The sequence below is a fragment of the Lentzea chajnantorensis genome, assembly GCF_054300775.1.
In genome coordinates this window covers 6,608,194-6,622,459 of record NZ_JBSDZT010000002.1, presented here as the reverse complement: position 1 = coordinate 6,622,459, position 14,266 = coordinate 6,608,194, and the positions used below count along the sequence as shown (strand labels likewise).

Here is a 14,266-nt window from a genome sequence, read left to right as displayed (position 1 = left end):
CATCGGCCGCACACATTTGTTGAAGCTCGTCACAACCACACCGGTCGTCCGGGGAGGAGCAGGCCGGAAACGGACACCGCTCGTCTCAGGTGGCGTGGTCGCGGACGGAGTCCACCAGGGCCGTGACGGCGGGGTGCCACTCGCGACCGGCCGGGCCGCTGAGGACGAGGGTGCGCACGACGGGCTCCCGCAGCGGCAGCATGACCAGGTCCGCCGGCAGCATCGACGCCACCAGGCCCGGCACCAGCGACACGCCGACGCCCGCGCGGACCATCGCGAGCAGCGTGCCCAGCTCCCGCACCCGGTGCCGCGGGGTGAACGGGTGGCCGGTGTGCGCCTGCCGCACGTGCCGTTCGCAGCCGCCGCGGGAGAGCAGGAACGGGTCGTCGGCCAGGTCCGCGACGCTGACGTGCGACTGGCCCGCCAACGGGTGGTCGGTGCGCAGCAGGGCGTGGAAGGTGTCCTCGCCGACCTGCGCGCCGTGGCCGGGTGGCGGGTCCACGAGCACCGCCGCCTCGACCGTGCCGCCGGCGAGCCACTCCGCCACCTCGTCGTCCTCCCCCTCGAACACCCGCACGGCGACCTGCGGGAACTCCGCCCGCCACCGTGTCAGCAGGTCCGGCAGCAGGCCCTGGCAGACGGTCGGCGGCGCCGCCAGCCGGACCGTGCCGCGCACCCCGCCGCGACGGCGTTCGGCCAGGTCGGTGATCGCGGTCGACGCCGTCACCGCGGCACGGGCGTGGGCCAAGACCTCCTGGCCGAACGCGGTGGGCTTGGTCCCTCCGCGCCGGGACAGGACCGGGTGGCCCAGCGAGCGCTCCAGGGAGGCGACCGCGTGCGAGACCGCCGACTGCGTGATGCCCAGCGCGTCGGCGGCCGCACCGAACCCGCCCTCGTCGGCCACCGCGAGGAACGCCCGGAGCTGGGCGAAGTTCAGGGTCATGAGCCTCTCTCATGCTCGGCTGATCGTCACTTGTTGGACTCATGATGCCCCGCCGGGTGATGCTCCCGCCGTGGGATCGACTGGGAAGTTCGTGCTGCTGTCGGCGATCTGGGGCAGCAGCTTCGCCTTGATCAAGGTCGCGGTGGACGCGGGGGTGCCGCCGGTCCAGGTCGCGCTGGCGCGCTGTCTGCTCGGCGCGCTGGCGCTGTGGCTGATCTGCGCGGTGCAGAAGGCGGCGGTACCGCGTGACGCGCGCACCTGGGGACATGCGGCCGTGGTCGCGGTCCTGCTCAACTCGGTGCCGTTCACGCTGCTCGCCCTCGGTGAGTCCACAGTGGACTCGGTGCTGGCGGGGGCGCTGAACGCGACGACACCGCTGACGACGCTGGCCTTCGCGTTGCTCGTCGTACCGGGGGAGCAGGTGACGAGGACGCGGCTCGCGGGGCTGCTGCTCGGTTTCGCGGGCGTGCTGGTGCTGCTCGGGGTGTGGCGCGGGCTGGACGGCGACGTGCTGGCCGGCGGCCTCGCCTGCCTGGGCGCCACCACCTGCTACGGCGCCGGGTTCGCCTACACCCAGCGGTTCCTGTCCGGCGTGCCGCACCGGGCGAGCGCCCTGTCCGCCGTGCAGATCACCTGCGCCACCGCCCAACTGGGACTGGCCGCACCGCTGCTGTCGGGGCCGCCGTCCTGGCCCGGCTGGTCCGCGCTGCTCGCACTGCTGGTGCTGGGCGCGGCCGGCACGGGCTACGCGTACGTGCTCAACCTCGACCTGATCCGGGCGGCCGGTCCCACGGTCGCGGCCTCGGTCACCTACGTGACGCCGCTGTGGTCCACCGCGCTCGGTGCGGTGCTGCTGGCCGAACCGGTGGGGTGGCACACCGTCGTGGGCGGGGCGGTGGTGATCGGCGCGATCCTGCTCACCCGGCGACCCGCGCGGCGGCCCCGTGCGGTGACCACGGCCGGATGACCGGCACCGGTCGGATCACTTCTCCGGCGAAACGGCTCCCGCGTGCCGAGCCGTCCCGCGGTGCGCGGTCAGCCAGGTCAGCGCACGCTTGCGGATGGTGCGGGCGCCGGCCCGTTCGGCCAGGTAGTGACCGACGAAGCCCAGCAGCGGCAGGGAACCCAGCACGCCGAGGAGCCGGCCGCCGGTGGGCCGGCTGCCCAGCAGAGAGTCGATGCCGCGCAGCTCCTGGGCGAGCCGCCACAGGGCGCCGCCGAGCCCCACCTTGCCGCGGCTGGGCGGAGCCGTGGTGGTCTCCGCGCTCGTGAGCTGCGCGGGGAGCGTGCGGTCGAACAGGACCGCGGCGAGCAGGCGCGTGCGGGTGTCGGTGTCGGTGACGCCGCACTCTCCCGCGATGGCGCAGAGGATCAGGCCCTGGGCCGCGCTGCCGAGCAGGTCCTGCACGGGCAACCGGCTGGCGAGCACACCGCCCAGGCCGGGGATGGCGGTGACGGCGGCGGTGAGCCTGCCGAACGGGCCGGTCCACCAGCGGACGCGCCGCGCGGTGTCCATCCGCGCCCAGGCCGCGGTGCCGGGGACGCGCAGCACGACGACCCGGCGCAGCACTCGCCTGGGCAGGCTGAGCGGTGTGTCGGCCACGACCTCGCGCGGCCCGGACCTGCGCACGGCGTCCAGGGCCGGCGAGGCGGTGCGGACGAAGGTGCGCAGCACCGCTGTCAGGTGCTCGTCGGAAACCGTTGCCGGCATGGTCACTCCCGCGATCGTCACATGGTGTGCGCTGAGGGGTACCCACACCGGCGCGGCTCATCACGTGCCGCGCGAGGGGAGGACGCGCCGGTTTTCCGCGCTACCCGCGGAATGTCTGTTTTGGACTGTGTGACGGTGGTCGCCGAACGCAGATGCTCCTGCGGTGCAACGTACTCTCGACAACGGGTCCGACGAGAGGGAGCAGAAGCGCATGGGAACCTGGGAGCAACCGAGCTGCTGATCATCGGTGCGGTCGTCCTGCTGTTGTTCGGCAGCAAGAAACTGCCGGAGATGGCACGCTCGCTCGGGCGTTCCGCGAAGATCCTCAAGGCCGAGTCCACCGGTCTGCGGCACGAGGAGCCGACGCCGGACCCCCACCAGGTCGCCCGGCTCCAGCAGCAGGTCGACGACCTCCAGCAGCAGCTGAAGAACGCACGAAGGAGTGCCGACCCGACCGGCTGATCGTGCGCGCGGGGGTGTGGGCGGACGTTTCGGACCGGTGTCCCACGGGGACTCAGCGGGCACGCGCCGGTCGTCGGTGACCAGGTGCGCCAACGTGGAGGTTCTCGATGCGTGCACTGGCCCTCGTCTGCAGCCTGAAGCCCTCGCCCGCCCCGTCGAGCAGCGAGCTCATCGCGAACCAGCTGCTGGCGGAGCTGCGGGCGCACGACGTGACCGGCGAGGTGGTCAGGGTGGTCGACCACGACGTCAAGCCGGGTGTCGAGGCCGACATGGGCGACGGGGACGCGTGGCCCGCGCTGCGGGAGAAGATCGGCGCGGCGGACGTGCTGATCCTCGCCACCCCGACCTGGATGGGGCATGCTTCCAGCGTGGCGCACCGCGTGCTGGAACGGCTCGACGCCGCGTTGTCGGAGACCGACGACGAAGGGCGGCCCGCGATGTTCGGCAAGGTCGCGCTGGTCGCGGTCGTCGGCAACGAGGACGGTGCGCACAAGATCGTCGCCGACCTGTTCCAGGCGCTCAACGACGTCGGGTTCTCGATCCCGGCCCAGGGGTGCACCTACTGGAACGGCCAGGCCATGCAGACCGTCGACTACAACGACCTGGGCGAGACGCCGGACGAGGTGAAGTCGACCAACGCCACGGCCGCGCGCAACGCCGCGCACCTGGCCAGGCTGCTGCGCGCCGACGGTTACCCGGCCGTGTCCTGACCGTCCTCCGAGAGGAACCCGTGCCCGCCGACCCGTCCGAGCTCGCCACCCGCCTGCTGCGCCTGCACACCGACCCCGAACTGCTCACCGTGGTCAACGTGTGGGACGTCATCACCGCCGAGGTCGTCGCCGGCGTCCCCGGCACGAAGGCGCTGGCGACCGCGAGCCACTCGATCGCCGCGAGCCGCGGCTACCCCGACGGCGAGCAGATCCCGGTCGAGGAGATGATCGCCGAGGTCGGGCGCATCACCGCCGCGACGGAGCTGCCGGTGACCGCCGACCTGGAGGCCGGCTACGGCGACCCCGGTGACACCGTGCGCCGCGCCATCGCCGCCGGTGCGGTGGGCGCGAACCTGGAGGACCAGCTCAAGCCGCTGCCCGAGGCCGTGGCGGCCGTCGAGGCCGCGATCAGGGCGGCGAACGCGGAGGGCGTTCCCGACTTCGTGCTCAACGCGCGCACGGACGCGTTCGTGAAGGCGGGTGACCGCGACCCCGCCGAGGTGCTCGCCGACGCCGTCGAACGCGGGCGGGCGTTCCTCGACGCCGGCGCACCGGTGGTCTTCGTGCCCGGCAAGCTGGACGAGGACCAGATCGGCACGCTCGTCGAGGCGTTCGGCCCCCGGCGGCTCACCCTGATCGGCCTGCCCGGCCTCCCGGCCCTCGCGCGGCTGCAGGAGCTGGGCGTGGCCCGCGTGTCCTACGGGCCGCTGTCCCAGCGGGTCGCCCTGACCGCGCTGGCGAAGCTGGTCGAGGCGGTGCACCAGGGCGGTGGTGTGCCGGAGGACACCCGGCCGCTCAACTGAGCGCCCGCACCGGGACGAACAGCCATCGAATGCTGCCCGGCAGCGCCCCGGCCGGGTGACGGACCGGGACGAGAACCGGAACGGAAGTCATTCGGACGGCGGTATCCAGCCGCTACCCGCGCATGGACCGGCCGGTACCGTAGTCGCCCCGCTCCCGCATCCGGGTAGTCCGCGAAATCTCGATAGGCGGCCATTCGGCTCCCCTTCCGACGTCAGGCGTGTCCGCGCAGCCACCGCATGGTGCCCGCGCGGGCACGCCTGACCGCGTTTCGGCACGTCGCCGGAATCCCAATTGAGAAATGCGCAGCCGGCCGGATGCATTTTCTGCACTTGACTCGGCAGGAAGCGGAGTTCTAAGCGCGTGCGCGCGTAAAGGTTTCACCGGCGTTAAGCGGACGTTTGTCCCGGTGGTGGTGTTGACGTGCCAGGAGGGCGATTGTAGGTTCGAAATCACGCCCTCTCCGGGAGGTTTGCGAATTGAGTCGAATCATTCACCAATTGGCGTTGAACGAAAATCATTGGCCTGCGTTGCCGGGTGTGCGCGAGGCGCTGGTGAACTCGCTCGCCGACGTCAACCTGACCGGTGACGCGCTCGCCGCGGGACTGGAGCGCAGGCTGGCCGCCGACCTCGGCACGACGCCGGACCGGGTCGTCGCCGGTGCGGGCTCCGGGGCGCTGCTGCAGCAGTTCCTGACCGCGCACTGCGCCCCCGGCACCTCCGTGGTGCACGCGTGGCCGTCCTTCGACCTCTACCCGCTGCTGATCCGCAACGCGGGCGCCGAACCGGTTGCGGTGCCCGGCGAACAGCAGGACTTCCGCGCGGTCGCGGCCGCCGTCACCGACGACACCCGTGTGGTGCTGGTCTGCAACCCCAACAACCCCACCGGCGAGGTGCTCGGCGAGGAGTGGCTGCGCTCGCTGCTCGCCGCCCTGCCGCAGCACGTGCTCGTCCTGGTCGACGAGGCCTACCGCGAGTTCGCGGACCAGGCCGAGATCGCCGACGCGACAACGTTGTCAGCCGATCCGCGGCTCGCGGTGGTGCGCACGTTCTCCAAGTCGCACGGCCTGATCGGCCTGCGGGTCGGTTACCTCGTCGGCGCGCAGGAGGTGGTGGGACCGCTGCGGAGGGTGGCGCCGTTCCACCGGGTACCCACCGTCGCCCAGGCCGCCGCGCTGGCCGCGCTCGACGCCGGGGCCCGCATGCGCGAGCAGTGCCGTGCGGTGGCCGCGGAACGGGACCGGGTCCGCGCGGGGCTGCGGGAGCTCGGCTACGACGTCCCGCCCAGCGGCGGGAACTACCTGTGGGTGCGGCTCGGGCCGCGCAACCAGGAGTTCATCGCCCACCTCGCCGAGCACGGGATCGCGGTGCGGGAGGTCGCGGGCGGCGTGCGCGTGAGCACCGGGGTGCCGGAGGCCAACGACGCCGTGCTCACGGCGGCCCGCGCGTTCAGCGGACGGCCGGTCGAGGGGGCCGTGCGATGACGGGCACGGTGAGCGAGGCGCTGCGCACCGACGACCCCGCCGAGGCGATCCGCGCCGCCCTCGCGCGCCGCCGTCCCCGCTCCGGTGACCGGTTCGGCGAGCTCACCCACTACGCCATGGCCGTGCCGGGGAAGCTGTTGCGGCCGTTGATGCTCGTCGCGTCGGCGGAGGCGGTCGGCGGCACCGCCGAGACCGCGCTGCCCGCCGCCGTGGCCGTCGAGCACCTGCACGTGGCGTCACTGGTGCACGACGACATCATCGACGGCGACGACCTGCGCCGCGGCCGGCCTTCCGTGCACGCGCGCTACGGCGTCGCGGACGCCATCGTGACCGGTGACGCCTTGTTGTTCGACCTGTTCGCCTCGGTCGCCGAATGCGCCGCGCCGCCGCGGGTGGTGATGGCGGTCGTCGCCGAGTTCGCCCACGCGGGCGGTGACCTGTGCCGCGGGCAGGTGCTGGAGTCCACGATGGTGTCGCCCGGCGCCACCCGGCCCGGCAGCGCGCTGGAGGACTACCTCGACGTCGCCGCCGCCAAGACGGGGGCGCTGTTCCGGGCCGCGTGCCGGGCGGGCGCGCTGCTCGGCGGCGGCTCCGCGGGGCAGGTCGACCAGCTCGGCGACTACGGCCACCACACGGGCGTGGCCTTCCAGATGCAGGATGACCTGCTGCCGTACCTCGGGGCGGGCACGTCGGGCAAACCCGACGCGAGCGACGCGGCCAACCTCCGTCCCACGTGGCCGGTGCTGCTCGCGCACCGCGAGGGCCGGCCGGAGCACCGCGCGGCCGTGGAGACCGCGCTGTCGGGTGCGCTCGAACCGGAGGAGACGCTGGAGCTGTTGCGGTTCGCGGTGACCGACAGCGGTGCGCTGGACGAGGCCCGCCGCGGCGCACACGACCGGTCCCGGCTCGCGCTCGCCTGCCTGCGGGGGCTGCCGGGCGCGGCCGCCACCGACCGGCTCGCGGCCATCGCCGAGATCGCGGTCGACCGTGACCGCTGAGGTGCGCGCGCTCCAGGCCACCGGGCACGCGGTGCGGGAGCGGGCACTGGCGCACTGGCAGACCTGGCGGCCCTACACGACGTGCTACCCGGCCCTGCTCGGCCTCGCGGGCGTGCTGGTCGCGGGCGGTGACCGGCCGGCGGAGATCGCCGCCGCAGTGCTGGCCCCCGTGCTGGGCTGGCTCGCCGGTCACTACCTCGGCGACCACTTCGACCGGCACCTCGACGCCATCGCGAAACCGCAGCGGCCCATCCCGTCCGGGCGGCTGTCACCCGCCGCGGCTCTGGCCACCGGCATCGGCTGCGCGGTCGTCTCGCTGGCCGTGGTCGTCGGGTTCAACTGGCGCGTGCTGCCGTTCTTCGCGCTGGCGGTCGGCGGGATCGTCGCCTACAGCGCCGTGTTCAAACGCCTCGGGTTCAGCGGGAACCTCAGCCGCGGCGTGCTGTCGGCGCTCGCGCTGGTGATCGGCGCGATGGTCGCGGTGCCCTGGCCACCACCGCAGCTGCTGCCCGTGGCGCTCGGGTTCCTGTTGCACGACACCGCGTCCAACCTCATCGGCACGGTGCGCGACGTCGACGGGGACCGCGCGGGCGGCTACCGGTCGGTGCCGGTGCGCCACGGCGTGCCCGCGGCGGTGCGGCTCGCCACCGTGCTGTGGGCGGCCGGAACCGCGGCGGTCGGCCTCGGCGCGCTGGTCGCCGCACGGCCCGGCGCCCAGCTCGCCCTGTTCGGTGTCGCCGTCGTGCTCGGCGGGTGCGCGCTGTGGGTGGCCCGGCCCGCGGCGCTGACCCCGAGGCGCGCGCTGCGTTCGCACGAGCTGCTCGTCGCGGAACGGCTGGTGCTCGCCGCCGCCGTGGTGGCGGGTGCGGCCGGCCCGTGGACCGCGGTGCTGGTCGTGGCACCGGCGCTCGCGTTCTCGCTCGTCCTGCAGGCCCGGATGCGCTCACGACACGAGTTCCCCGACGGGGCGGACAACAGAGGGGAGAGGTCATGACCTCGGTCGACACCGGCACCGCTGAGGAGCTGGAGACCGCCATCGCCGACGGTGCGCGGGTGCTGTTCGCCGCCCAGCGCCAGGACGGGGTGTTCGACTACGGGGCGAGCAGCCTGCGCTCCACGCTCGCGACCGCCGGCGCGATCACCGCGCTGCACTTCGCCGACCCCGGCGGTGCCGCCGACCTGATCGCGGCGGGCGCCGACCGGTTGCGCCGCACGCGCAACGACGACGGCGGCTGGGCGATGGTGCCGGGCCTGCCGAGCGAACCGGGGCCGACGGCGGTGTCGGCGGCGGCGCTGCACCTCGTCGACCCGGTCGCCAACGCGGCGGAGGTCGCCGCAGGACGGCGCTGGATGGCCGACTACGGGGGACTGGAGGCGATCCCGCACCCGGAGGTCGTGCTGTGGTGCCGCCAGTTCTACGGGTTCGCCGGCTGGCTCGCCCCGCACGAGATGCGGCGGTTCCCGCTGGAGCTCGCGCTGCTGCCCGGCCTGTACCGGCGGCTGTTCGACCTGCGGCTGCCGATGGCCTCCGCGCTCGGGCTCGCCCAGACCCGGCACCGGCCGCTGACCCGCCTGCAGCGGTTGCTGGCCCGCAGGGCCGAACCGAACGCGCTGCGGGTGGTCCGGCAGGCCTTCGAGCACGAGGGGTCGGCCGGGTCGTGGTCGGAGGACGCGTGGGTGACCGGTCTCGTCTGCACCGGCCTGGCCCGCGCGGGGCTCGGCCAGGACATGGTCGACGCCGCCGTGGGGTGGTTCCGGCGCACGATGCACGCTGACGGGTCTTGGGCGACGACACCGCTGGACGCCGCCTGGACGATGTACGCGGTGCGCGGCCTGGTCGAGGCGGGCTACCGCGACGACCCCAGGCTCGCGGCGTCGCGGGACCTGTTCGTCGCCCTGCAACAGCACCGGCCGTTCCTCGCCTTCGGCTGCCCGCCGGGGTTCTGGGGCTGGTCCGGCGCGCACGGCTGGCCCGCGGTCCTCGAGACCAGCGAGATCGTGTCCGTGCTGGCGAAGCTCCCTGGCAGCGGGCAGGCCGGCGCGGTGCGCACCGCGGCGGGCTGGCTGCGCGACCGCCAGGACAGCCGCGGCTCGTGGGGACTGTGCGTGCGCAACACCAGGGTCGCCAACAGCGGCCCGTGCCCGATGACGACCGCGCAGGCCGTCGACGCGCTGCTCGACGCCGGGGTGCTCGCCGGCGACACCCGCGTCCGCAGGGCGCTGCGGTGGCTCGGCCGGGCCCAGCTGCCGGACGGGAGCTTCGAGTCGGTCTGGTACCGGGAGCACACGATGGGCACCGCCGCGGTGCTGGAGGCCTTCGCCCGCAGCGGCCGCACCGGTGACGAGACGGCGGTCCGCGCGCGGTCGTGGCTGCTCGGGACGCGCAACGCCGACGGCTCGTGGGGTGACGGCCACGGCGCCCCCGGCACGGTCGAGGAGACCGGCTGGGCGGTGTCGTCGCTGCTCGCGGCAGGGGAGGAGCCGGCCGCCGTCGCGACGGGGGTGCGCTGGCTGCTCGACGCCCGCACCGCCGAGGGCGGGTGGACACCGGAACCCGTGCACGAGTACGTGCGGCGGGTGAGCCGGTACGCCAACCCCGGCTTCACGCACGGCATGGCGTTGCGCGCGCTGGGCCGCTACCGGACGGCCGCCCGATGAGCGGGCCGGACGTCGTCGTCTGCGGAGCCGGGGTGGCCGGCCTCGCCACCGCCTGCGCCCTGGGGCGGCTGGGCCGCCGCGTGCTCGTGCTGGAGAAGCGGCCCACGCCCGCGCCCGTGGCGAAGGGCGAGGTGCTGCAACCGGGATCACTCGCGGTCCTGGCGGCCTGGGGCGTGACCGACCGGCTCGACCGCGCGGGCGCCACCCGGTTGTCGCGCCTGGTCGCCCGGTCCTCCGACGGCACGCCGCGGATGGTGCTCGACTACGGCCGGCTCCCGGCCGCGCACCCGTGGCTGCTGGCCCACGACTACCAGGCCATCCTCGACGCGCTCACCGACGCGCTGCCGGCCGCGGTGGAGGTGCGGCGGGGCGTGCACGTCCGCGACCTGCTGCGCACCGGTGGCCGGGTGAGCGGCGTGCGGTGCGACGACGGGGACGTCCCCGCCGCGCTCGTCGTGGCGGCCGACGGGATCTCCTCACGGCTGCGCGCCGCCGCCGGGCTCACCGCTGCGCGGCACGACTACCCGCACCGCCTGGCGGCGTTCGAGCTGCACGACGTCGACGACGTGGAACCCGACTTCTCCGCCTACGTCACCGACGGCGGGTTGCGGCTGCACTACCCGTTGCCCGGCCGGCGGGTCCGGCTCTACGTCCAGGTCGCGCCGGACGAGCTGCGCGGGCTCGACCGGGACGGGCTCACCGGGTGGGCGGACCGGGTGCTGGCCGGGTGCTCCGGGCTCGCGCCGCTGGCAGGGCCGTTCCGCGCCGGTCTCGACCGCAGGCAGGTGCTGCCGGTGTCCCGGTCGACGGCACCCGCTCTCGTCGCGCCGGGCTTCGCGCTGGTCGGGGAGAGCGGCCACTCGGTGCACCCGATGGCCGCGCAGGGCATGAACAGCTCGATCGCCGACGCGCACGAGCTGGCGACGGTGCTGCGCCAGGGCGGGACGCTGGCGCCCGACGTGGTCGACCACGCGTTGCGCCGCTACGACGCCGCCCGCAGGGAGAACCTCGCCCACATCGGCCGGACCAGCCACAACGCCGCACGGATGATCACGACCCGGTCGTGGGTCGGTGCCCGCGCGCTCACCGGCACCGGCCGCAACGACCGCATCCGCCACGAGGTCATGCACACCATGTCCGGGCTGGGGGTGCGCCGGCTCACGCCGCTCGACCGGCTGCACCAGGTGGAGCTGCTGCCCGACCCGCGCGCGTCCCGGCTGCCGGACTGGGTGCGTGCCGCCTCCGCGGAGGCGGCACGGTGAGCTCACCCGCGGGCGTACTCCAGCACCACCAGGCCGTTCGGCCCGTCGATCCGCGCTCGCCGCACGAGACCGGCGGGCGCGGCGAGCGCGTCGAAGTCCTCCGGCCGGCGTTCCCGCCCGCCGAGCAGGGTCAGCGACTGCAGGTCGAACGACGAGTTGTTCTTCGCGTGCTCCTCGCCGGCGAGGACCTCGACCACGAGCACGCGTCCCTCGTCCGGGACGGCCTCGGCGCACCGGCGCAGGATGCGCGTGGCGTCCTCGTCGGGCCAGTCGGTCAGCACGCGGGACACGATCAGCACGTCGTAGCCGGTGGGCAGCGGGTCGAGGAAGCTGCCGCCGACGAACTTCGCCCTGCCGCCGAGGCCGGCGAGGAACTCCTCGGCCTCCGGCCTGACCTCGGGCAGGTCCAGCACCGCACCGGTCAGGTGCGGGTGCTCGGTCAGCACGGCGCCCAGCAGCGCGCCGGTGCCGCCGCCGACGTCGACCACGCTCGACACGGAGCTTCCAGTCGTAGCGGGCGGCGACCTCCGGGCCGGTCTGCCAGGCGAACCCGGCCATCGTCGCCCCGAAGAACACGCGCAGCGCCTCGTCGTCGCGGTAGTCCGACCAGAAGTCCTTGCCGTGCACGACGCCGTAGGCCGACCGGCCGGTGCGCACGGCGTGCAGCATCCCGCTGTAGGCCAGGTCCATCTTCAGCCCGGGTCCGCCCGCGTCGAGCCACGACCGCAGCAGCGCGTTGCTGTCGTCGAGCAGCGCCCGCGACACCGGCGTGAGCGCGTGCTCACCGGGCGCCTGCTCGGCGAACAGGCCGACCGCCACGAGGTGGCGCAGCAGGCGGGCCAGCGCGTCCCGGTCGGCGCCGCACGCCTGCGCCAGGGCGGCCGTGGTGGTGTGCCCGTCGCGCACCAGCTCGGGCAGCCTCAGCGCGACCGCCGTCCGCACGGCGAACGGGGTGGCGAGGTCCACGAGGGCGGCGAGAGCGGCGGTACCGGAGCTGTCACTGGTCACGGCGATCCTTTCGGGAATTCCCTGGAGGTTCTGTGCTGATCTGAAGATTGCCGCTGAAAAGCGTTGGAAGCAAGCGTTCAGAAGATTTTTTGCACATCCGTTCCGTGTGTGCGGAATGGTTATCAGGAATGGGTGGAAAATGACCTCTCTCGACGTGCGTCCGCTCACCTGCGCACTCGGTGCCGAAATCCGCGGCATCGCGCTCGCCGACGTCGACGACGCCCTGTTCGACCGGATCCACCGGCTGCTGCTCGAACACCTGGTGCTGTTCTTCCCCGACGCTGCCGGGCTCACGCCGGAGGACCACAAGGCGTTCGGCAGGCGGTTCGGGCAGCTGGAGGTGCACCAGCTCCTGCCGAAGCTGCCCGAGCACGAGGAGGTCGTCGTGCTCGACTCCGAGCAGGGCGCCAAGGCCGACGTCTGGCACACCGACGTCACCTACGCCCAGTCGCCGCCCATCGCCTCGGTCCTGCAGATCGCGCAGTCGCCCGCCGTCGGCGGCGACACGATGTGGAGCAACCAGTACCTGGCCTACGAGGCGTTGTCGGCGCCGATCCGGGAGCTGTGCGACGGCCTCACCGCCGTCCACGTGCTGGAGTTCGGGTCGTTCCGCAGCGAGGCGGAGCACCCGGTCGTGCGCGTGCACCCGGAGACCGGCCGACGCTCCCTGTACGTGAACCGCATGTTCACCAAGCGCATCCCGCAGCTCACCGCCGAGGAGAGCGCGGTGCTGCTGCCGCACCTGTTCACCGTGTCGGAGAGCCCGCAGCGGGTGTGCCGCTACCGGTGGACCGAGGGTGCGGTCGCGGTCTGGGACAACCGCGCGACTCAGCACCACGCCGTCAACGACTACACCGAGCGCAGGGTCGGGTACCGCGTCACCGTCCTCGGCGACGAGCCCAAGGGCGACGGGGCGCGCTGGCCGGACCACCAGGCCACCGGCATGAGCGCGACCGCGGTGAAGGACTGAGCGCCGTGGACGACACCGAGTTCATGGACCTGTACTGGCGCGACCCGCACGCCGCGCTGCGCCACGCCCGCGACCACACCCCGGTGCGCGAGCTGACCTTCGAGACGGGACCGACCTGGCTCGTCACCCGGTACGCCGACGTGCGCGAAGGACTCGCCGACCCGCGGCTGGCCAAGGACTACCGCGCCGCGCTGCCCGCCGACGAACGCGCCACCGCCCCACCGGGTCTGCCCGCGCCCATGTCGCACATGCTCACCTCGCTCGACCCGCCCGACCACACCCGGTTGCGCAGGCTCGTCACCCAGGCGTTCACCGCCCGCCGCATCGCCGAGCTCCGCCCCCGCGTGCAGACCCTCGCCGACGACCTGCTGTCCGCGCTGCCCACCGACGAGCCGGTGGACCTCGTCGCGCGCTTCGCGATCCCGTTGCCGATGGAGGTGATCTGCGAGCTGATCGGCGTGCCCGAGCTGGACCGCGAGGACTTCGCGCACTGGTCGACCGTGCTGATCGACGAGTGCCCGGAACCCGAGCTGGTCCGCGCCTCGGCCCAGCTCGCCGACTACCTCGGCGGCCTCGTCGCGCTGCGCCGCGCCGACCCGGACGACGCCCTGCTCTCCGGCCTCATCGCCGCCTCCGAGAACGGCGAACGCCTCTCCGACCTGGAAATCGTCGCCATGGCGATGCTCCTGCTGATGGCCGGCCACGAGACCACCGCGGTGTTCGTCACCAACAGCGTGCGCGCCCTGCTCGCCGACCCCGCGGCACTGGAGCGGCTGAAGCCGGACACGGCGCCCGAGCTGGTCGAGGAACTGCTCCGGTGGGTCTCACCCGCCCTCAACGCCTCGCTGCGGTTCGCCACCGAGGACCTGGAGATCGCCGGGACCACCATCCCGCGCGGCGCCTCCGTCATGCTCTCCACGGGGGCGGCCAACCGCGACACCACCCGCTTCCCCGACGCGGCCCGCCTCGACCCGGACCGCGACACCACCGGCCACGTCGCGTTCGGCCACGGCATCCACCGCTGCCTGGGCGCAGCCCTCGTGCGGCTGGAGGCGGAGGTCGCACTGACCGCGCTGTTCGGCCGCTTCCCGAAGCTGCGGGCCGCCGCCGTGGAGGAGGAGCTGACGTTCCGGCGCAGTGTCCACGTGCACGCGCCGAGGACGTTCCCGGTGGTGCTCGGGCCGTCCACCGGTGCCTGACGGCCGGTGACCGTCCACTGCCTCGGCTGTGGACGGTCACCGGCCTGTCGTGACCACGCC

Annotated in this window: 14 protein-coding genes and 1 pseudogene; 11 read left to right on the top strand and 4 right to left on the bottom strand. The window is 73.9% G+C overall.

The window, feature by feature from the left end; all coding sequences use genetic code 11:
* Positions 1–85: 85 nt before the first annotated feature.
* The gene (locus tag ACVDFE_RS31680; RefSeq protein WP_360388048.1) at positions 86–943 is read right to left on the bottom strand and encodes a LysR family transcriptional regulator; all 858 of its coding nucleotides are present in this window, start codon (positions 941–943) and stop codon (positions 86–88) included.
* A gap of 70 nt (positions 944–1,013) precedes the next feature.
* Between ACVDFE_RS31680 and ACVDFE_RS31675 the strand changes: the two genes are divergently transcribed.
* Positions 1,014–1,910: a DMT family transporter gene (locus ACVDFE_RS31675; protein WP_458433083.1), complete on the top strand. Its 897-nt coding sequence runs from the start codon at positions 1,014–1,016 to the stop codon at positions 1,908–1,910.
* 15 nt (positions 1,911–1,925) lie between these two features.
* Here the strand turns inward: ACVDFE_RS31675 and ACVDFE_RS31670 are convergent, their stop codons facing one another.
* The gene (locus tag ACVDFE_RS31670; RefSeq protein ID WP_458433082.1) at positions 1,926–2,654 is read right to left on the bottom strand and encodes a hypothetical protein; all 729 of its coding nucleotides are present in this window, start codon (positions 2,652–2,654) and stop codon (positions 1,926–1,928) included.
* Between the two features lie 21 nt (positions 2,655–2,675).
* Here ACVDFE_RS31670 and ACVDFE_RS31665 point away from each other — a divergent pair, with 21 nt between their 5' ends.
* The 8 genes from ACVDFE_RS31665 (at position 2,676) to ACVDFE_RS31630 (ending at position 11,029) form a co-directional block, all read left to right on the top strand.
* Positions 2,676–3,116: a Sec-independent protein translocase subunit TatA gene (locus tag ACVDFE_RS31665; protein WP_458433081.1), complete on the top strand. Its 441-nt coding sequence runs from the start codon at positions 2,676–2,678 to the stop codon at positions 3,114–3,116.
* A 107-nt stretch (positions 3,117–3,223) separates the two neighbouring features.
* Positions 3,224–3,826 (top strand): flavodoxin family protein, encoded by a 603-nt coding sequence (locus ACVDFE_RS31660; RefSeq protein WP_458433080.1) that lies wholly within the window; start codon positions 3,224–3,226, stop codon positions 3,824–3,826.
* 20 nt (positions 3,827–3,846) lie between these two features.
* A complete protein-coding gene (locus ACVDFE_RS31655; protein ID WP_360388061.1) occupies positions 3,847–4,629 on the top strand; it encodes an isocitrate lyase/PEP mutase family protein in 783 nt (260 codons plus the stop codon).
* Positions 4,630–5,106: 477 nt separating this feature from the next.
* Positions 5,107–6,111, top strand: coding sequence for an aminotransferase class I/II-fold pyridoxal phosphate-dependent enzyme (locus ACVDFE_RS31650; protein WP_458433079.1), 1,005 nt, complete (start codon positions 5,107–5,109; stop codon positions 6,109–6,111).
* Positions 6,108–7,109, top strand: coding sequence for a polyprenyl synthetase family protein (locus ACVDFE_RS31645; protein ID WP_458433078.1), 1,002 nt, complete (start codon positions 6,108–6,110; stop codon positions 7,107–7,109). Before ACVDFE_RS31650 ends, ACVDFE_RS31645 begins: the two co-directional genes overlap by 4 nt.
* Positions 7,099–8,103, top strand: a complete 1,005-nt coding sequence (locus tag ACVDFE_RS31640) for a UbiA family prenyltransferase (RefSeq protein ID WP_458433077.1) — start codon at positions 7,099–7,101, stop codon at positions 8,101–8,103. Before ACVDFE_RS31645 ends, ACVDFE_RS31640 begins: the two co-directional genes overlap by 11 nt.
* Positions 8,100–9,767 (top strand): prenyltransferase/squalene oxidase repeat-containing protein, encoded by a 1,668-nt coding sequence (locus tag ACVDFE_RS31635; protein ID WP_458433076.1) that lies wholly within the window; start codon positions 8,100–8,102, stop codon positions 9,765–9,767. Before ACVDFE_RS31640 ends, ACVDFE_RS31635 begins: the two co-directional genes overlap by 4 nt.
* Positions 9,764–11,029, top strand: a complete 1,266-nt coding sequence (locus ACVDFE_RS31630) for an FAD-dependent oxidoreductase (RefSeq protein WP_458433075.1) — start codon at positions 9,764–9,766, stop codon at positions 11,027–11,029. Before ACVDFE_RS31635 ends, ACVDFE_RS31630 begins: the two co-directional genes overlap by 4 nt.
* A 2-nt stretch (positions 11,030–11,031) precedes the next feature.
* On the opposite strand, the gene ACVDFE_RS31625 is transcribed toward ACVDFE_RS31630, so the two are convergent.
* Together ACVDFE_RS31625 and ACVDFE_RS31620 are read right to left on the bottom strand one after the other, a co-directional pair.
* Positions 11,032–11,526 (bottom strand): methyltransferase, encoded by a 495-nt coding sequence (locus ACVDFE_RS31625; protein ID WP_458433073.1) that lies wholly within the window; start codon positions 11,524–11,526, stop codon positions 11,032–11,034.
* Between the two features lie 307 nt (positions 11,527–11,833).
* Positions 11,834–12,235 (bottom strand): annotated as a pseudogene (locus tag ACVDFE_RS31620) (methyltransferase family protein); the annotation flags it as partial.
* On the opposite strand from ACVDFE_RS31620, the gene ACVDFE_RS31615 reads away from it, so the two are divergent.
* Both ACVDFE_RS31615 and ACVDFE_RS31610 read left to right on the top strand, forming a co-directional pair.
* A complete protein-coding gene (locus ACVDFE_RS31615; RefSeq protein WP_458433072.1) occupies positions 12,177–13,007 on the top strand; it encodes a TauD/TfdA dioxygenase family protein in 831 nt (276 codons plus the stop codon). The pseudogene ACVDFE_RS31620 and the gene ACVDFE_RS31615 sit on opposite strands and share 59 nt — an antisense overlap.
* Before the next feature lie 5 nt (positions 13,008–13,012).
* Positions 13,013–14,206, top strand: a complete 1,194-nt coding sequence (locus tag ACVDFE_RS31610; protein ID WP_458433071.1) for a cytochrome P450 family protein — start codon at positions 13,013–13,015, stop codon at positions 14,204–14,206.
* Positions 14,207–14,266: the final 60 nt, after the last annotated feature.